Genomic DNA, 21,084 nt, shown 5'->3' with positions numbered 1-21,084 from the left:
GAAGTTAAGCTCTTTAGCGCTGAAGGTACTTGGCGGGAAGCTGCCCGGGAGAATAGGACGTAGCTACGTGACAAGCTCCGGATTTTTCCGGAGTTTTTTATAAACTAATTTTTTCTAAAAAAAATAACGCCGATAGCAATTTTTCCATTTTCATCTGACTGATGATCATGGATTTTTTTATTACTATCAACGTTATAAATTATAGACTTGAATAACTATTAAAAGTTTAAGTAGTTTTATATTAATTACTTACTTAATTCTCTACTTTGCATCTTTTACTGTCCAGTGTTTCCAAACATTAGCAACCAAATCTGGACCAGGTTTCAATGTTTTCTTTCCAGGTTGCCAGCCTGAAGGAGTAACTTCACTTCCACCATGTTTTCTTACATGTTGATATGCCTGTACTTGCCTTAAAGCTTCAGACACATTTCTTCCAACAGGAGGAGTTAGTACTTCAAATGCTTGAACAATTCCATCAGGATCTATTATAAATCTACCTCTTGTATCTACTTTGGCATCTTCATCATAAATTCCATATATTTTACCTACTTCTCCGCCGGCATCAGAACCCATTTTATATGGAATTCCTCCATCTACCATTTTAGAAAGTTCAGTATCATTCCATACTTTATGAACAAATACGCTATCAACGCTCATTGAGATAACTTCAACTCCAAGCTCTTGGAATTCTTTATATCTATCAGCAACTGCTGATACTTCAGTAGCTCAGACAAATGTAAAGTCTCCTGGGTAAAAGCAAAGTAAAACCCACTTTCCTTTATAATCGCTAAGTTTAACATTTGTAAATTCTCCATTGTGATATGCCGGAACTTCGAAATCCGGAGCTGGTCTTCCTATTTGTAACATTTTCTTTACTCCCTTCTCTTTTTCAATAATATTCTTTTCTTCAACTACTTTATCAATATTTTCTTTTGGAGTGCTTTTTGAGCCACAGCCAAATGGTTTTTTTTCTTCTGCCATATTAATAACCTCCAATTTTTATAGTTAATATCTATATACCCAATTATTATTATAGATAATACAAATATATTATATTTTTACTCAAAAAGTCAATATATTTGAAAAAAGAATTCAATTAGAATAAAATGTCGAATTATATAATCTATTACATTAAAAAAATTCGTTATAATATCGAATTTTTCCACAAAATAAGTTATAATATAGTAATGAATATTATGCACTGAAAATAAAGAATAGTATAATATTTAGTGCATTTAAGAAATTATATATTACGAATAAAATATATTGTAAAAATTTCTTTTTAAACTGGTTGATAAAAAAATTTAATTAAACTTAAAAAATTGTAAAAAATTAATTAACATATGAAAAAATTTAAAAAATACTATTCAAAATAAAGTCATATTGCGATATAATAGAAACATTAATGAAATAATTAAAGTGGAGGTAATAATATGCTTAAAAAATTTAACAAGATATTAGTAGCCAATAGAGGTGAAATTGCCATAAGAATTTTTAGAGCCTGTGCAGAACTTCAAATTAGAAGTGTAGGTATTTACAGTGAAGAAGATAAATATGGCCTTTTTAGAACTAAAGCAGATGAATCTTATTTAATTGGTGAAGGTAAAGGTCCTGTAGATGCATATCTGGATATAGAAGGTATTATATCACTGGCAAAGAGAAAAAAAGTAGATGCAATACATCCGGGATACGGTTTCCTATCAGAAAATGCGGAATTTGCTAGAAAATGTGAGGAAAATGGAATTACCTTTATTGGACCGGATTCGGAAATAATGGAAAGACTGGGAGATAAAATAAATTCCAAGATAGTTGCCCATGAAGCAGGTGTTCCAACTATACCGGGAGTGGAAAAGTCATTAAAAACTATAAAAGAGGCAAAAAGAGTGGCTGAGGAAATCGGCTATCCTGTAATGCTGAAAGCTTCTAATGGTGGCGGTGGTAGAGGTATGAGAATAGTTCATCGTCCACAGGATTTAGAAATTGAATTTGAAAATGCCAGAAGTGAATCAAGAAAAGCATTTGGAGAGGATCTAATTTTTGTCGAAAAATATATTGAAGATCCTAAACATATAGAGGTTCAGATATTAGGTGATAAGCATGGAAATATAGTTCATCTATATGAAAGAGACTGCTCTGTTCAAAGAAGACATCAGAAGATAATCGAACATGCGCCTGCGTTTTCTTTGCCAAAAGAATTAAGGGACAAAATTTGTGTAGATGCTGTTAAAATAGCAAGACATGTAGGATATAGCAGTGCGGGAACTTTGGAGTTTTTAGTGGACAAGCATGGAAACTATTACTTTATTGAAATGAATACCAGAGTACAGGTAGAGCATACTGTTACAGAACTTGTTACGGGAGTGGATATTGTTCAAAGTCAAATTTTGATTGCTCAAGGACATAAATTATCTGATCCTGAAATAGACATTCAATCTCAAGAAGATGTTCAGTTAAGGGGATATTCAATACAATGTAGAATAACTACAGAAGATCCAAAGAAGAATTTTATGCCGGATACTGGAAAAATACAGGTATATAGATCGGGATCAGGAGCAGGTATTAGACTAGATGGAGGCAATGGATTTACCGGTGCGACAATCAGTCCATACTATGATTCACTACTTGTAAAAACTATATCATATGACAGAACCTTTCAAGGCGCTATTAACAAAATGGTAAGATCTATAAAAGAAATGAGAGTAAGAGGGGTCAAGACAAATGTAGGTTTTCTTGTAAATGTATTATTAGATCCTCAATTTAAAGAAGGAAAGTGTTCTACTAAATTTATAGATGAAAATCCTCAACTATTTGACATAAAAGAAAGTAAAGATAGAGGTACAAAACTTCTTAAATTTATCGGTAATGTAGTAGTAAACGATAATAAATGTGAAGAAAGAAAAAGTTTTGATGCCTTATACGAACCTAGAATAAGGGATATTAAAAAGGTTGAAGGTAGTAGAGAAAAATTATTAAGAATTGGAAAAAAGGAATATTTGGATGAAATAAAGAAAGAAAAGAAACTTCTTTTTACAGATACTACCATGAGAGATGCACATCAATCGTTGATAGCTACTAGACTTAGAACTTTTGATTTAATGAACATAGCAAAAGCTACTGAATATTATCAAAAAGATATGTTCTCACTGGAAATGTGGGGAGGAGCTACATTTGATGTCGCATATAGGTTTCTTAAAGAATCTCCTTGGACAAGACTTCACAAATTAAGAGAAGCAATACCTAGTATCAATTTCCAGATGCTTTTAAGAGCTTCAAATGCAGTAGGTTATAAAAATTATCCGGATAATGTAATTGAAGAATTTATCAAACAAAGTGCCGATTCAGGAATAGATGTATTTAGAATATTTGATTCACTTAACTGGGTTGAAAATATGAAACAATCTATTTCTATAGCGCAAAAAACAGGAAAAATAGTTGAAGCAGCTATGTGCTATACCGGAGATGTATTAGATCCAAATAAAGATAAATATACTATAGACTACTATGTAAATATGGCCAGAGAATTAGAAGAGGCTGGAACAGACATAATTGGAATTAAAGATATGGCAGGATTACTAAAACCTTATGCCGCATATGAACTTATAAAAGCACTTAAGGAAAATATAAGTGTTCCAATTCATTTGCACACTCATGATACAAGTGGTAATGGTGTTTCTACTTTATTGATGGCATCTCAGGCAGGAGTAGATATAGTAGATGCTGCACTTGAATCTATGGCAGGAATTACTTCTCAACCATCATTAAATGCAGTAATTGAAGGGTTAAAATTTACAGAAAGAGATCCCGAAATAGATATATTTGGATATAATGAATTAGGAAAATATTATAGGGATTTGAGAAAAATATACTATAAATTTGAAAGTGATTTAATAAATTCAAATGCTGAAATTTACGATTTTGAAATTCCAGGTGGTCAGTATACAAACTTAAAACCTCAAGCTGATAGCTTAGGTCTGGTTAATAGATTTGAAGAAGTTAAGGAAAATTATAAAGTTGCAAATAGAGTAGTTGGAGATATTATAAAAGTTACTCCTTCTTCCAAAGTAGTTGGAGACCTGGCAATATTTATGACTAAAAACAACTTAACTGAAGAAAATATAATTGAAGAAGGTAAAAATCTATCATTCCCGGATTCACTGGTAGATTACTGTAAAGGGATGATTGGACAGCCTATGGGAGGTGTTCCAAAGGCGCTGCAAGAAGTTGTGTTAAAAGGTGAACCGGCCATAACTGAAAGACCCGGTTCATTATTACCGGATGAAGATTTCGATGCTATAAGAAAGCACTTAATTGAAGATTTGGGAATGAAAGATCCAACAAAAAGACAACTTGTAAGCTATGCTTTATATCCAAAAGTATTTGAAGATTTTATTACACATATTCATGACTATAATGATGTCAGTGAATTGGAAAGTGATGTATTTTTCTATGGACTAAATATCGGTCAAGAATGTGAAGTTGAAATTGAGGAAGGTAAAAATCTTACTATTAAATTAGTAGATATCGCAGAACCAAAAGAAGATGGTATGAGAACTCTTACATTTGAACTAAACGGTATGCTAAGAGATGTAGATATAAAAGACAACAACTACTCAGGTAAGGTAGTAAATGTTGAAAAGGCAGATATGAATGATCCTAATCAAATTGGCGCAAGCATACCTGGTAAAGTTGTGAAGATACTTGTAAAAGCTGGGGATGAAGTGGTCGAAAATCAACCGCTGATAGTTATTGAAGCCATGAAAATGGAAACTAATATAGTTGCAAAAGCTGCCGGAAAGATAAGCAAAGTACTTGTAGATGTAAATGATATGGTTATAGATAAGCAATTATTAATGCAACTTGATTCAATTGAAGAGTAGGGTTTTACTGTTATAGTATTGTAAGTAGAATTTAAAATACAAAAATTATATAAAATATAATTAAATTAAATTAAATTAAATATGTTAATCTATAACACGATTTATTATTAAGTGAAGGCTCATTTCTGATTTATTTCAGAAATGGGCTTTTTATATTGGATGATAAATGATAAGGTAAGTGATTTAAAACGTGTATTTATGTTCAGATAAAAACAATTGATATGTGTTATTAATTATGATATACTACAGAATGTGAAATAATAGTGATTATCTATATTATATACAGCATATTATTAATTAAATATGAAAGCAATATAGTATGGTGATTAAATTTGAGAAAATTTCTAAAACAAAGAAAGAAAGGAATAAGATAATGAGATTTTTTTTAGGAAACACATGATAAAGATAAACAATATTAATTAAAAATATATTAAAATTATAGGAGGAAAAATGAAAAATAAAAAATGTAAATTAAATAAAAAAATGTTATCAATAACATTATCTTTAATGATGACTAGTAGTGCTGTAGCTCCTAGTTTTGCAATAAAAAATAGTGATGGTGTAGATAACTCTGTTTTTAGCATGCAATCAAATAATCAAGAAACAGAAATAACTGAAAAAACAAAACAAGAATTAAATAAATTAATTGATGAGATGCTGAATAATAAAGAGCTTGTGCACAGATATATAGGAACACCATTTATAAGGACGACTGATAATGGTACTCCTTTTGATGTTTACTCAGATAGAAATAAGTTAACAAAAGAGGCAGTAGAAGCAACTTCATGGTATTTAGTTTGGCAATTAGCTCAACATCATAAAAATAATGTGGATAACTATACGGAAGACCAGGCTAAAAATGCTATAAATGAACTGTATCAATATAAAAAAGCATATTGTTTTGATTTAGGAAATGAATTGAAAAAAGATGGATTTTATGAAACTACAACTGGCAATTTCAAGATTTTCAATTTAAAAAATCTTGGTCAGTTTAATCCGGCTCAGGATTTATTTGAGAAAACAGAAGAAAATAATGAATTAAAGGAATTATTTGGTTCTACTGTTCAGATTTACAAATCAGGAAATAATATAGAAATGATAATGTCGGCAAATACCGATAAAGTAAAAGAAATAAAATCATTATCTGTAAATGGCGTAGCTAGTATAAATCCTAAGGTAGAAATATTAAGACCAAGTGCTGATAATCATACACCATTATTTTATGTAACTATTCCCGGAGAGATTAAGGGAAATCAATTAGTAATAACAAATTTTAAATACGTAGATGAAAATAGTCAGGAGCATACTTTAAATACTCCTTTTGGAATAGAAATGGATTATAGCAAATTTATTTTTCAGAATGATAATCCTCAAAGAAGAAAAGGAGAGGGTTCAAATAGAATAAAGGAGTGGATAAATAGAGGAAATGACTATGTAAATTCTCATATGGATAGTCCAGTGCAACAGAAAAAAATTAGTGATGCAGTTAAGGAGCTTAAAACCTTTCAAAGTATTCAGACTCCAGATAGAGAAAATCTAACAGAAATGTATGAAATAGTAAAGCCTATATATGAAGCTGAATATAAGGAAACTATTAAGGAAATACTTAGAACAAAAATTTCATTGCAAAAATCAAATATAGATGATGGTTTTTATGATGAAAAAACGTATACAAACCAAAGTCTAAATAAAATTCGAGATTTACTAAATGAGACAAATAAATCTATGGAAAATAGTAATTTAATGAAGCTTACTACTGATATAGAAACCATTGGAAATGCAAGTATATTATTTTTAAGATATAATACTAAAAAATTGGAAAAACTACTGGAAAAAGCTGAGGAGAAAAACATATCAGATTATAAAGCAAATAGTGCACTAGCAGAATTTATAACAGTAAAAGAAGAGTCTGAAAAGTGGATAAAAACTGCTAAACAAAAAAAGACATTAGATAATAATACAAAACCTCTATTTGAAAAACTAAAAAAAGCCATAAATTCTCTAGAAAGAAAAGATGGTAAATTAGAAGAAAAAATTACTGAAAATTATGAAGATAAGGAGAAAGAAAATGATGCTGTTTATTTGGTAAATATAGATTTAAAAAATGATACAGGCAAAAGTGATAGCTTATACAAGGAATTCTTGAATACAAAAGTGAAATATGAGATTTCCAATAATGGAAAAACTAAAAAATTATATATAGATTTAAAACCTATATATAATAACGGAGAAATTGAACAATTAGTTAAATCTTTAAGTTATACTGGAAAAGGTAATGTATTTGGCAGTGCTGATGTTATTAAAAAAGAGTTAGTAAATATTTGGAATAAAAAAATTGATACTCCAACTCAAATCGTTTTGAATGTGGATGGTCAGACAGAAAGTATTCCGGTTCAAATAGATTATTACTATAAAGATGGATCTATTAAAACAACATCTTTTGAAAAATTGATTGTTGATTATGATTCTAAAGAAGATTATTTAGAAGAACCTAATAAACCGTCAGATAAAACAGAGTTAAATAAAAAACTTAAAGAGGCTAAAAATAAATATAATAAATGGGTATTAAGCGAAAAATACACTGATAAGAGTTTGGATGCGATAAATAATATTATTATTGAAATTGAAAACGTTATTTCTCAAGATTTATCAAAAGAGCAAATTGATGCCTTTATAATAAAATTGTCAGAATTAGAAGGAAAACTTGTTCAAAAATCAGAAACTCAAGTTTCAAAGACGTATACTGTAAATGTTAGATTTTTAAAAGAAGATGCTTCTGGAGATTCACATGCTAGTACAACATTAGTAAGCAGGGCAAAACTTACAACGGATAAAGATGGAAACTTTTTAACATTGAAATTAAATCCTATGTATAACTCTGATAGTCAACCAACTGGGGTCATAAGTAAGTTATATTATTATAAAGATAATGATAAAAATTCTAATAAAATGGATGTTGAAGTATTGAAACAATCAAAAATAACTATGTCACATGAATCGTTTACAAAAGAATATACATATCCATCCAAAGTGAAAATACCAGTTGATGGAACGACTAAGGATTTACATATTTATTCAGAATCAGCGAGTCCTGTTTTTAAAGAGGAGGTTCATGGTCATAATATATTATTGAGGATTGATTATGATGGAAAATCAGAAGGGTATTCGGAAAATGAAGTTGACAAAAAAGAATTAATAGCATTGATTAATTCTGTAAACGAAAAGTATTATTCTTCATGGAAAAATATAATGTCAGATAAAGCATATACGGCTTTGATAAATAACTTAAAAAAAGCCAAAGAAGTTCGAAATAAAATAGATTTTACAGAACAGGATGTTAAATCTGCTTTTAATAATCTTGCCAGTGCAAAGCTTTTAGCAGACCTATATATAACTTCTGAGAATACTAAAAATCAGACTGAAGCGGATTTGAAATCAGATGAATTATCTGGAAAATTTACTTCCGAAAGTATAAATAACGCAAAAAAATATATTAAAAACCAACGTGAAGAGATTTTGAATGCATTAGGAGAAAGTAAAGTAGATGCAGAAAAAGTAAATAAATTAAATGCTCAATTACTAAGCGAGACAATTAAACATTTAAGATATGATGTTTCGGTTTTAGAAGCAAAAATAAAATCAGCTGAAGAAAAAATAAACAGCGGAGAGTATAAAGAAAATTCTGTGGAAGATTTAAAAGCGGAAGTCAAAAAATCAAAAGAGTATGTTGAAAGAGCAAAAAAAGAAAAAGGAATTGATGAACGCAGTAAATACGAAAAAGCTATAGAAGCTTCCGAGAAACTACTTATAAAGAAAGAAGAAGTTCCTAACTTAAATAAAAAACCTCTTGAAGATAAAATTGAAACGGCTAAGAAAATAAAAATCGGAAATAAAACAGATAAAGCCTTTGCCACATTAAGAAGTGCTATTGAAAAAGCAGTATCAAAATTAAATAGTGCTACTAAAAATTCTGAAATAGAAGCTGCAGTAAAAGAACTTGATACTGCAATTGATACATTTAATTCATCAGAAGATAAAAAACAGGAAGAAAAATTAAATGAAATAAAAAGTGAGATAAAAACAAAAGATGGTAAGATATCTATGGCAAATGATTTCTTACTAAATAAGTCAATAAAAGCAATGTATAATAAGGAAAAGAATGAATCTACTTATGAATTGACTTTTAAGAAATATGATGGTCCACAAAAAAGAGCAGCCTTGTCAGAGTCAAAATCAAGTGTTTCAAGATTATGGTATCTCGATGGTAAAGATTACAAGGAAGCATCTCTGATAAAGAGTGAGGATGGTAACAATACATTTAAATTTAGCAAATCGGGCAAAATAGAAAAAGAAATAAGAATAAAAATATTTATACCTGCTATGAATTCTGAACAAGAGGCTAAGTTATTATTAAATTTAAAAGAAGATAAGGTCAAGGAATTTAAGAGCATAGAAGGAAAAAATAGATATGCAACAGCAGCTAAAATAAGCGAAGTATTATTCCCAAAAACAAATGACAAAGCGGTTATTGCATCAGGAGTAACACCGATAGATGCTCTTGCCACTTCAACTTATGCAAAATCAATAAATGCACCTATATTATTAGCAAATAAAAAAGGCATACCAACAGAAACATTAGATGAAATTAGAAGATTAGGAGTTAAAGAGGTGTCTATTGTAGGAGGATATAGTACTATAGGTAAGGACGTAGATGAGAAACTAAAGACTATGGGAATAGATGTTGTAAGAATTTATGGAAGCAACAGATATAAAACTGCACAAAAACTTTTACAAAAATCATCTTTAAAATCTAAAAAATATGTGGTTGTAAATGGAATAAATTATGCTGATGCCATTTCTATATCGGGATATTGTGCTCAAAACAATTTTGGCATGATCTTATCAGATGGAATAAGTATAGATGATAAAGATATGGATTTGATAAAGAATGCTGATGAAGTGATTATCATAGGCGGAACAAGCTCAATTTCAAGAAATATTGAAAATAAAATTAGTAAAATCGTAAAAAATACATCTAGAATATCAGGAAAAGATAGATATGAAACTTCGCTAAAAATATCAGAAAGACTTTATAAAGAGATAAATAGTATTCTAATTTCAGCTGGCACAGATGAAAAAGTGATTGATGCATTATCAGGTTCGCAACTAGCGGCCGGTAAAAAGGCTCCGATTCAACTAGTTGGAAATAATATATCAGAAGGTCAGAAAGAATATATTAAATCTAAAAATATAAAAGATACGATAATACTAGGTGGAAAAAGCTCAGTCAGTGAAACTATTAGAAATATCATAAAGTCACTTTAGATGAAATTAGACGATTTAAGGAGGCATAATTTTGCGAAAAAAAATATTTAATCGTTATATAAGTTTAGCATTAACAGCTGCAATTGTTTTTACTAGTGGAAAAGTTATTTCACTGGCAGAAGATTTTGAAACGACTGAAGGCACGAGTATAAATGCAATAATAGATAAATCAAGCATCACAAAAGAATTAATGGATGAGTTAAATAAAGAAAAAGATTTTTTTGATGTTATGATATATCTTAAGGATGAGGCATCCATATTAAAAGCAAAGAAATTAAGTGCATCAATGAAAAACGATGAACCTCAGGATGATAAGGAAAGAAAAGCAATTATAGCTGAATTATCACAAACTGCTGTGGAAAGTCAAGATAATATATTGAATTGGCTTGAATATGAGAAAAAATCAGGGAATGTCAGGGAATTCGAAAGTTTTTATATTGTCAATAGTATACACTTGATAGCAAAAAAGCATACTATTGAAAAACTTGCATCGAATCCTGAAATATCAAAAATAGATATAAATGAAACTATTGAACATGACAATCCTATTCCTGTAGTAGATAGACAAAATTTATCCAGTTCTAATGATGAAATTGAATGGAACATAAAAAATATCGGTGCTGATATGGCATGGAAACAAGGTATAACCGGAAAAGGTGTTACAATAGGCATTATGGATTCAGCCGTTGATGCACAGCATCCGATACTAAGGAAAAAATTTAAAGGATATAATAACTTAACTGACAAAGTCGAATATAGTGACGAAAATTATTTTGATGCATTAGAAACTAATAAAAATCCCAAAGACGTATCAGATATGGAGCATGGATCGCACTGTATGGGAATTATTCTTGGTTCAGAAATAGCAGAAGATGGAGAAAAATACAATCAGATAGGGGTTGCCCCTGATTCTCAATGGATAAGTGCGAGGATTTTTGATAATACTATTCATAACACATATGCTTCCAGCTATATAAAAGCGGCAGAGTGGATGTTGGCTCCCGGAGGAAATCCGGCAAATGCACCTCAAATAATAAATAATTCATGGGGAGGATCCAGCTACAGCAAAGATCCATGGTTTAGAGAAACGGTAAAAAGATGGAGAGAAGCTCATATACTTCCTGTATTTGCAGCGGGAAACCAGATGCCCGGTGAATCATTACCGGGTCCGGGAAGTATTGTAACTCCGGCATCATATCTTGAATCATTGGCAGTAGGGGCTGTAGATAGAAATGGAGCTTTGGCATCTTTTTCAAAAAGAGGACCTTCGCCATTTAATGATGTAACAACAGTTAAACCAGAAATATCTGCACCGGGTGTACGGGTTCGGTCTTCTGTAAAGGGATCATATGCATATATGAGTGGAACATCAATGGCGGCTCCTCATGTATCCGGAGTAGCAGCACTTGTCAAATCGGCAAAATCCAGCTTGGATGATAAAGATATACAAAAAATATTGGAAAGTACAGCTACTCCCGCTACAGATTCGATATATACTACCAGCCCGAATCATGGATATGGACATGGTATAGTAAATGCTTATGCAGCAGTAAACAGAGCTTTGGATAAAGATGTCGGAACTATTTCCGGGAAAATAACATCTAATGGAAATCCGATAGAAGCTGAAATTTCTATAGTCGGTACTGATATTAGCGTTAAGAGTAATTCAAGCACGGGAGAATTTTTCTTAAAATATCCTGCAGAAGAGAAAATTACATTGACTTGTAAAGCATATGGCTATGAAAGTCAAACTAAAGAAATTGAAATAAATAAAAATGAATCTACCAAAATCGACTTTGATTTAAAAGAAAAATTGAGAAAAAATTTGACTGGAGTTGTAAAAAATTCAAATGGAAGTCTTATTTCAAATGCTACTGTATATCTTGTAGAAGATGACGATACGGGAATTGAATTAACAGATGATACGGGAAATTTTGATATAAAAAATATTCCTGTAGGTGAATATACAATAAGAGTTTTTAAAAAGGGATACAAATTTTATGACAAAAAAATCATTTTAAATGAAGATTCAAAAGAATTGGAAGTGATATTGGAAGACAAAATAGGTCAATTATCAGAAGAATTATATTATGACAATGGTAAGGCAAATAAAGGAGATAAAAAAAATCAGATAGTAGGTAGTTCAGGTGAGAAAGCTGTTGCAGTTCGTTTTAATCCAAAGAAAAAAGGGGTTGTTAACGATGTTAAAATACGATTTATCAGCAGTAGTGAACATACTTCAAATTCAGCCAGATTATCTATAGTGACATTTAACAACAACAAACGTATGAAAACCTTACTACCAAGTACAAGGATTTCAAGCATAGATCCTCTTGGAGATACTATTGTTAATCTTGAGAGATATAATATTGAAATAGATAAACCATATTATGTAATAGTAGAACCTGATGCTAATAAATCTTTTGTGGTTGGTATCGATTCTACTGCAAAAGATCAGATAAACCATTCATATTCAGTCGACGGTGGCTATTTCAAATCTTTTAAAGATATTAGCAATAAAAAAGGTTCACTTATGATTAGATCAACTGTTGGTTATGATAAAGAGGCTAAAGATATACAGGATTCTGACGATTCAGATCCGATAAAACCAAATCCGGACCCAATAAAACCAAACCCGGACCCAATAAAACCAAACCCAGACCCAATAAAGCCGGAAAACGATATAGAAAAGGATAAGAAGGAAGAGATAAAAAAAGATTCTAATGGAAATAAAATTAGAATTATGGGAAAAGACAGAATAAAAACATCTGTAGAAATTTCAAAAAAATATTTTGAAATTTCGGATACGGTAATAATAGTGACTGACAAGGATTATCCGGATTCTCTTTCTGCGGCAACTTTATCGAAACTTTTAAAAGCACCGATATTACTTACTAAATCGAATGGAATTTCAAAAGATGTGAAAAATGAAATTTTAAGATTAGGTGCAACTAACAGCATAATAATTGGAGGAAATAGTTCGGTAAGTAGCAATACTGAAAGGGAATTAAGAAAGCTCGATAGCAATGTAGAAAGGATATCAGGAAGTAATAGATATGAAACTTCAAGTGAAGTTGCAAAAAAAATCGTATCAATTACAGGTTCCAAAAAATCAGCTGTAGTGGTTTCAGGTGAAAATTTCTCTGATGCATTGACTGCATCATCAATGGCTGCAAGAGATGATATGCCTATATTATTGGTTCAACATAATAAAATACCTGATCAAATAAGAAGAGTGTTATCCGATTTAAATATCGATGAGACTTTTATAGTAGGAGGATATAGTTCTGTAGGTAAAGATATAGAATCGGGCGTATTTATGAAAAAGAGACTATATGGGGCTAATCGCTATGAAACAGCGCTTAATGTTATGAAATTTGCATATCCAGATGCAGAAAAAATGTTTATTGCAACAGGAGAAAATTTTGCCGATGCTTTGGTAATTGGCGGGATTGCAGCAATTCAAAAAGCACCAATACAATTAGTGAGTTCCAAGAATATGTCAAACTCAATTGTCAATACTATCGCTAAAAAGAATATAAAAGAGATGATTGTAGTAGGAGGAGAAAATAGTGTATCTGATTTGATTGTAGATAGGCTATTAGATATGTAATGATATATAAATAGTTGCTCTGGATGTCAAAATTTACTATCTTACATACTGTGAATATGTTTGTAACAAAAAATTTAAAAAATTTAGAAAATTTAGAAGGATTTTTACAGGTATATGTAGAATAATATATTAATTGGTGTTTTTTGCTGAATTTGCCGTTCAATAAATTATTCGCTATGACGATAGAAAATAATATTATTTAAAAAGACATTTTTAGTAAAAGCCAATAATAATTATAAGGTAGGTGCACGTATGAAAGTCTATAAAAGTGAAAAAATAAGAAATATTTCCGTTTTGGGACACAGTGGCTGTGGTAAAACGAATCTTTTGGAAACAATTGCTCATGCAGCTAATGTAAATAAGATTCCCAAATTAAGTAACAATGTACAGATGACATATAGCATGGGGCTTATGCCGGTTGAGTATGAGGGATTTAAATTTAATTTTTTAGATACTCCGGGCTATACTGATTTTTCAGGTGATATGGTATCTGCATTATCAGCAAGTGATGCTGCAATAATAGTAATTGATGCTACTGATCCTGTTCAAGTAGGTACAGAAAAAGCTCTAGAACTTACTGAAGGTATTCCTAAAATAATGTTCATTAATAAAATAGATAATGAAAAAGCAAGATACAAAGATGTAATCGAAATGCTTAACAATAAATTTGAAAATAAGATAGTGCCAATGATTTCTCCGGAATTCAAGGATGGAAAATTTGTGAAATTGCACAATGTTTTTGAAAACTATGAAGGATTGGACGAAGAATTTAGAATTCAGGCAAAGCAGGCATATGATGCATTAATGGAATTGATAGCTGAAACAGACGATAACTATTTGGAAAAATTTTTTGAAGGTGAAGAACTTACTGAAGATGAAATTAGAAATGGTATTACTATAGGAATCAAAAGAGGAGATATAATACCCGTTATTTCCGGTTCTACAATAAATAATATCGGAACTGCTGAAATATTAGCATCTTTGGAAAATTATATAGATCCTTCATACACAGATATTGATAGTCCTTTTAAAGGAACGGTATTCAAAACTTTTATAGATCCATTCATTGGAAAAATATCATATATAAAAATAACTCAAGGGTCAATTTCCAAGGATACAGAACTTTTTAACTTTAGAACTTCGAATAAAGAAAAAATATCAAATATATATACGATTAGAGGCGGAGAGTTGATAGAGCTTGAAAAAGCTTATGCAGGCGACATAATCGTAGTCACAAAAGTAACCGGTTTGGCAACGGGAGATACAATATCCACTCAGAGAGATGGAGAAGCCGATTTTGAAATAGTATTCCCTAAACCACAGATTTATTATGCTGTATCTCCAAAGAACAAAAATGATGAAGATAAAATGGCAAACGTGATTTCCAGACTAGTCGGAGAGGATCCTACACTAGATTATTTCAGAAACATCGAGACAAATCAGGCGTTAATAGGAGGACAGGGTGAGCTTCACATTAAAACACTGATAAATAAGATGAAAGACAAATTCGGATTGGATGTAGATTTAAATGACCTTAAAGTTGCTTATAGAGAAACGATAAAAGGCAGCTCTGATGTTGAAGGTAAACATAAAAAACAATCGGGAGGACATGGGCAATATGGTCATGTAAAAATAAGATTCTCCAGAAGTGATGATGAATTTGATTTTTCAGAAGAACTATTCGGGGGTTCTGTACCAAAATCTTATGTACCGGCAGTAGAAAAGGGATTGAAAGATTCTATGCTTAAGGGGGTTCTTGCCGGATATCCTGTGACAAATATTAAGGCCGTTCTATACGATGGTTCTTATCATGATGTCGATTCCTCAGAAATGGCTTTTAAGATGGCGGCATCAATAGCCTTTAAAAAGGGTATGGAAGAAGCAAAACCCGTACTTCTTGAACCAGTAATGAAACTTACAATTACAATTCCTGAAGAATATATGGGAGATGTAATGGGAGATATGAACAAGAGAAGAGGTAAAATCTTAGGTATGGAATCCAATGGAAAAGGCAAACAGATTTTGGAAGCTCTGGCTCCACAAGGAGAAACATTCAAATATGCAATTGACCTAAGATCCATGACACAAGGTAGAGGATATTTTGAAATGGAATTCGATAGTTATGCTGAAGTACCTGCAAGTGCAAGCGAAAAGATAATTGCTGAAGCAAACAAATAAATAAAATACAAAGAGGGTTTAATCGTAAAGGTTAAGCCCTTTTTACAATTAAATAAAAAACGGGAAGCAAATATTGATATTAGAAAAGCAAATATTACAGAAGTAAATATTGATGTCAAATATGAAATTAATCCAAAATAAGTATGTAATAAGTCCAAAATTAGTTTAAAATCGGTACTGAATTAGTCTAAAACTATTAAGTCATATTGTTGTGTATTTGTGATATAATGTAAAAATAGACTTTAAGCTAAATTTAAGGGGGTGTTGTTAGACTCTATGGCAAAGATAAAGACTAAATATGTATGTCAAAATTGCGGATATATAAATCCAAAATGGTTGGGAAAATGTCCGGAATGTTTACAGTGGAATACATTTGTGGAAGAAATTGAAGAGAAAATAAATCCTAAAGTTCAAGCTATGGCAAATGCGGCTTTGAAATCAAATATCAAACCGGTGAAGATAAACTCCATTACAATTAATAGAGAAGAGCGTTTTTCTACTAATATACCCGAATTGGACAGGGTGCTTGGAAGTGGTATAATTCCGGGTTCAATGATATTAGTAGGCGGGGATCCCGGTATTGGAAAATCGACTTTACTATTACAAGTATCGGATAATATTGCAAAGAGTGGAAAACAAGTTCTTTATATATCTGGAGAAGAAAGTGAAAATCAGATAAAAATGAGAGCGAAAAGATTGAATGTAGACTCTGATAATTTATATATATACACGGAGAATAATCTTTCGGCGATTGAAGTAGTAATTTCAGACGTAAAACCGGATGTAATAATAGTAGACTCTGTTCAAACTATGATAAATCCTGAAATCAATTCGGCGCCGGGAACAGTCAGCCAGATAAAAGAGGCAACGTCAAAGTTTATGAAAATTTCCAAAAAAAATGCCATATCTACATTCATAGTAGGGCACGTAACAAAAGAAGGATCTTTGGCAGGACCCAAACTACTGGAGCATATGGTTGATACGGTGTTGTATTTTGAAGGTGAAAGATATAACACGTATAGAATACTTAGAGCAGTGAAAAATAGATTTGGATCCACAAATGAATTGGGAGTATTTGAAATGAAAAGTGATGGTTTGGTAGAACTGGAAAATCCATCCAAAGTTTTAATTTCGGAAAAACCAACGGATGTATCGGGTTCAGTAATTGTATCTACCGTAGAGGGAACAAGATCCATGTTATTGGAATTACAGGCACTTGTGGCACCTACTAATTTTGGATACCCTAGAAGAACTACAACCGGGGTAGATAACAATAGAGTAGCATTGATATTAGCCGTTCTGGAAAAAGTAGTAGGAATGCAAATTCAGAATCAGGATGTTTTTGTAAATATTATAGGCGGGCTAAGAATCAGTGAGCCGTCTATGGATTTGGGGATAGCATTGGCGGTAGCATCGAGTTTTAAAAACATTGCAATAGATGCAAGTGTTGCAGTAACGGGAGAAATAGGTCTTACAGGCGAATTAAGAACTGTGAGTTTTATTGAAAAAAGAATCGTGGAATGTGAAAAGTTAGGTTTTTCAAAAATGGTGATTCCACGTGGAAATTACTCCGAGGATTTCGCAAAAGATTACAACATTGAAATTGTACCGGTTTCAAATTTAAGACAAGCTATTTATGAAGTATTAGGTGGATAATTTTTTAATTTTTTTTGTTAAAAATAGTATTTAGATAGTTTTTATTAAGGATTTTCTAGTAAAATAGCATTTAAGAAGATATTATTAATCAATTTTGGATTAGTATTATTTAAAGTAAATAAGTTAAAATTAGTACAGTTGATAGTTAATATGATTTACACAGATATTTTAATTTTAGTTTATTTTTTGTAAAAGAGCCGGCGTCAATTAATATAATTTCATATTTATAAGGACTCATATAAGCGTTAATGCTCTTGATAAGAAGTATAACTAATTATATCAGGAAAGGAGTGAAATTTGTGCTAGGAAAAATAAAGAGATTTTTATTAGCGATTATCGGTTTTGCAATAGTCACTACGCTTTATCTATCACTGATGAAGCCATTTAAAGAATTGCAATTTGGAAATCCCAAGTATGGATATGCTATCGGAATATGTTTGGGATTGATATTTGGAATAATATTATTTATAGCAGAACCGGGTATAAGCAAAAAATTAAAGAAGTTAGGAATTAAATTTGATAAAGAAATGTCCGTATATTCACAGGTAGACATTATACTTGGTTCAATAGGACTTTTAATCGGATTTTTAATAGCCACTCAAATTGCAAATATTATCGAAAAAATTTCTATAGTAGGTCCCGTTATTTCAATAATAATATATATTATATTCGGTTTGATGGGAATAAGGATAGGTATCAGAAGTAAGACTGAAATTGTAAATTTCCTGAAACATAGAAATTTTGGTGAAAAAAAAGACAAAGAAATTGAAAAACTAAGAAAAAATAAAAAACAAATTCCACCTAAAATATTGGATACATCGGTGATAATAGATGGAAGAATAGCAGACATCACCAAAACGGGATTTATTGAAGGGAAACTTATAATACCGCAATTTGTTTTGGATGAACTAAGACACATTGCCGACTCCGCAGACGATATGAAAAGAGTCAGGGGTAGAAGGGGTCTTGATATTCTGAACCTGATTCAGGAAGAGGGAAATATAGATGTGGAAGTAACAAGTCAGGATTTTGAAAATATAGCGGAAGTAGATATCAAATTACTAAAATTGGCATCCGTATTAAATGGCAAGGTGGTGACAAACGACTATAATCTTAATAAGGTAGCCCAGGTTCAAGGGGTTGAAGTTTTGAATATAAATGAGCTTGCCAATGCCGTAAAACCAATAGCTATACCTGGAGAAGAAATGATAGTCACTATTGTGAAAGAAGGAAAAGAAAATCAGCAGGGTGTCGCATATCTTGATGATGGAACCATGATAGTCGTAGAAAATGGAAAAGACTGTATAGGAGAAACGATGAATGTAATCGTCACATCAATACTTCAAACACCGGCCGGTCGTATGATATTCGCAAAAATAAAAGAAAAGTAATCATAAAAAATATTATTTTATATCAGACATATTAATAAACAGGTATATATTGACTTTTATAAAAAAATATTATATCATAATGACTATATTAATAGTGGCAGTAATAAAGGAAAAGTAACTTGATTAGATTTTTCAGAGAGGAATCGGTGGTGAGAGATTCCAAATCGACTCTAGCGAACCAGCCTTTTAGCTTGGGGAGGTAAAAATTCTCACGGTTTGAACCGTTATATTCTTTTGAGTGAGCTAAAACTATAGCTAATGAGAGTGGTACCGCGGAAACTAACAGCCTTTCGTCTCTTTTAAGAGATGAAAGGCTTTTCTTTTGTCCTTTAAAGGCTGTATACTTAAAATTTTTTAGGAGGATTTTAGAAATGGCGAAGAATGAAAAACAATTTGTTGAAGACATTACGAAAATGGAAGACGATTTTGCACAGTGGTATACTGATGTAATAACTAAAACTGAGTTAGTTGACTATGCACCTATTAAAGGCTTTATGGTAATCAGACCTTATGGTTTTGCTCTATGGGAAAAGATAAGAGATTATGCGGATAACTTATTTAAAGAAACAGGACATAAAAATGTATATTTCCCGCTATTAATACCTGAAAGTTTATTAACTAAAGAAGCCGAGCACGTTGAAGGTTTTGCTCCTGAAGTTGCCTGGGTAACTCAGGGAGGAAACAAAACTTTAGAAGAAAGATTAGCAGTCAGACCTACATCCGAGACAATTATATGTACTATGTATGCTAAATGGCTAAACTCATATAGACAATTACCATTTTTATATAATCAGTGGAACTCAGTTGTAAGATGGGAAAAAACTACCAGACCTTTCTTAAGAACATCTGAATTCTTATGGCAGGAAGGGCATACTATACATGAAACTGCTGAAGAAGCCATGAAAGAAACTTTGCAACAGTTGGAAATATATAAAAAAGTTGCTGAAGACTTGATGGCGATACCTGTAATTGACGGTCAGAAATCTGAAAGCGAAAAATTTGCAGGTGCGGATTCTACTTATACAATAGAAGCAATGATGCATGACGGTAAAGCTCTACAGTCAGGTACATCTCATTTCCTGGGACAGCATTTTACTAAGGCATTTGATATTACTTTCTCCGATAGAGAAGGAAATATAGCTTATCCATACCATACTTCCTGGGGAATATCTACCAGACTTATAGGTGGACTTATAATGGTTCATTCCGACAATAGAGGGCTTGTACTGCCTCCAAAAATGGCTCCAACTCAGGTCGTAATAGTTCCAATTGCTGCAAATAAAGGTGGAGTAATGGAAGTAGTAGACAAAATTGCTTCTGAAATCAAATCTAAAGGAATTTCTGTAGAAGTGGATGATAGAGACAACTATAGTCCGGGATATAAGTTTAATGACTCAGAAATGAAAGGTATACCGGTAAGAATTGAAATAGGTCCTAAGGATATTGAAAAAAATCAAGCACTTGCATTTAGAAGAGATGAACTTACTAAGAGTGAATTATCATTAGATGGCATTGCCGAATCAGTGGTCGAGCTACTAGACGATATTCAGAACAATTTATTTAGTAAGGCAAAGAAATATAGGGATGAAAGAATATATGTAGCTAACAATATGGACGAATTTGTAGATATTATAGAAAACAAAAAGGGATTTGCCAAGGTAATGTGGAAAGAAAATGCTGAAAACGAAGCAAAAATCAAAGAATTAACAGGAGCTACAATAAGAGTAATTCCTTTTGAACAGGAAAACTTGGGAGATACTTGTTTCTACAGTGGAGAAAAAGCAGATCACATGGTAATATTTGCTAAGGCATATTAAAAAATTATCAATAGTAAGAATTATAACTATAATTTAATATAGAATTTATTTAATTAAAGAGATTTTCAAAACCATTATTATTATATTTAACTTCGGTTACCTATAATAATAATGGTTATTTTTTTTATTTCAAAAAAAATATAAATAATTGCTTTATTAATGCTTTAATAAAGAATAAATAATTAGTATAATATCTGTATTTTAAATGATTTATTAAATCAAAATAT

8 protein-coding genes and 1 other annotated feature are annotated in these 21,084 nt (G+C 31.2%); of the genes, 7 read left to right on the top strand and 1 reads right to left on the bottom strand.

Annotated features, from left to right (window positions below; all coding sequences use genetic code 11):
* Nucleotides 1–261: 261 nt before the first annotated feature.
* Nucleotides 262–981, bottom strand: coding sequence for a thioredoxin-dependent peroxiredoxin (prxU, locus tag HLB29_RS09690; RefSeq protein WP_243155116.1), 720 nt, complete (start codon nucleotides 979–981; stop codon nucleotides 262–264).
* 452 nt (nucleotides 982–1,433) lie between these two features.
* Between prxU and HLB29_RS07965 the strand changes: the two genes are divergently transcribed.
* From HLB29_RS07965 to proS, 7 genes are all read left to right on the top strand, one after another.
* Nucleotides 1,434–4,877: a pyruvate carboxylase gene (locus tag HLB29_RS07965; RefSeq protein WP_185624647.1), complete on the top strand. Its 3,444-nt coding sequence runs from the start codon at nucleotides 1,434–1,436 to the stop codon at nucleotides 4,875–4,877.
* A gap of 450 nt (nucleotides 4,878–5,327) precedes the next feature.
* Nucleotides 5,328–10,202, top strand: coding sequence for a cell wall-binding repeat-containing protein (locus HLB29_RS07960; RefSeq protein WP_185624646.1), 4,875 nt, complete (start codon nucleotides 5,328–5,330; stop codon nucleotides 10,200–10,202).
* Nucleotides 10,203–10,233: 31 nt separating this feature from the next.
* Nucleotides 10,234–13,815: a S8 family serine peptidase gene (locus HLB29_RS07955; protein WP_185624645.1), complete on the top strand. Its 3,582-nt coding sequence runs from the start codon at nucleotides 10,234–10,236 to the stop codon at nucleotides 13,813–13,815.
* 252 nt (nucleotides 13,816–14,067) lie between these two features.
* Nucleotides 14,068–15,993 (top strand): elongation factor G, encoded by a 1,926-nt coding sequence (locus HLB29_RS07950; protein ID WP_185624644.1) that lies wholly within the window; start codon nucleotides 14,068–14,070, stop codon nucleotides 15,991–15,993.
* A 276-nt stretch (nucleotides 15,994–16,269) separates the two neighbouring features.
* On the top strand, nucleotides 16,270–17,649 hold the full coding sequence (radA, locus tag HLB29_RS07945; RefSeq protein ID WP_185624643.1) for a DNA repair protein RadA: 1,380 nt from the start codon (nucleotides 16,270–16,272) through the stop codon (nucleotides 17,647–17,649).
* Between the two features lie 299 nt (nucleotides 17,650–17,948).
* On the top strand, nucleotides 17,949–19,040 hold the full coding sequence (locus HLB29_RS07940) for a PIN/TRAM domain-containing protein (protein WP_185624642.1): 1,092 nt from the start codon (nucleotides 17,949–17,951) through the stop codon (nucleotides 19,038–19,040).
* 91 nt (nucleotides 19,041–19,131) lie between these two features.
* Nucleotides 19,132–19,341: a binding site (T-box leader), on the top strand.
* A 70-nt stretch (nucleotides 19,342–19,411) separates the two neighbouring features.
* Nucleotides 19,412–20,857 carry a proline--tRNA ligase gene (gene proS / locus HLB29_RS07935; protein WP_185624641.1) on the top strand — a complete coding sequence of 482 codons (1,446 nt, stop codon included), beginning with the start codon at nucleotides 19,412–19,414 and terminating at the stop codon, nucleotides 20,855–20,857.
* Nucleotides 20,858–21,084: the final 227 nt, after the last annotated feature.

Source organism: Peptostreptococcus canis (genome assembly GCF_014229965.1).
Lineage (GTDB): Bacteria > Bacillota > Clostridia > Peptostreptococcales > Peptostreptococcaceae > Peptostreptococcus > Peptostreptococcus canis.
Note: the sequence above shows the minus strand (reverse complement) of the source record. Positions and strands in the feature narration are given on the sequence as shown.

What these genes read in the sequence shown, in the direction of transcription:
- HLB29_RS07965 (WP_185624647.1), top strand. Translation starts at nt 1,434, where the DNA reads ATGCTTAAAAAATTTAACAAGATATTAGTAGCCAATAGAGGTGAAATT.
- HLB29_RS07950 (WP_185624644.1), top strand. Translation starts at nt 14,068, where the DNA reads ATGAAAGTCTATAAAAGTGAAAAAATAAGAAATATTTCCGTTTTGGGA.
- proS (WP_185624641.1), top strand. Translation starts at nt 19,412, where the DNA reads ATGGCGAAGAATGAAAAACAATTTGTTGAAGACATTACGAAAATGGAA.
- radA (WP_185624643.1), top strand. Translation starts at nt 16,270, where the DNA reads ATGGCAAAGATAAAGACTAAATATGTATGTCAAAATTGCGGATATATA.
- HLB29_RS07960 (WP_185624646.1), top strand. Translation starts at nt 5,328, where the DNA reads ATGAAAAATAAAAAATGTAAATTAAATAAAAAAATGTTATCAATAACA.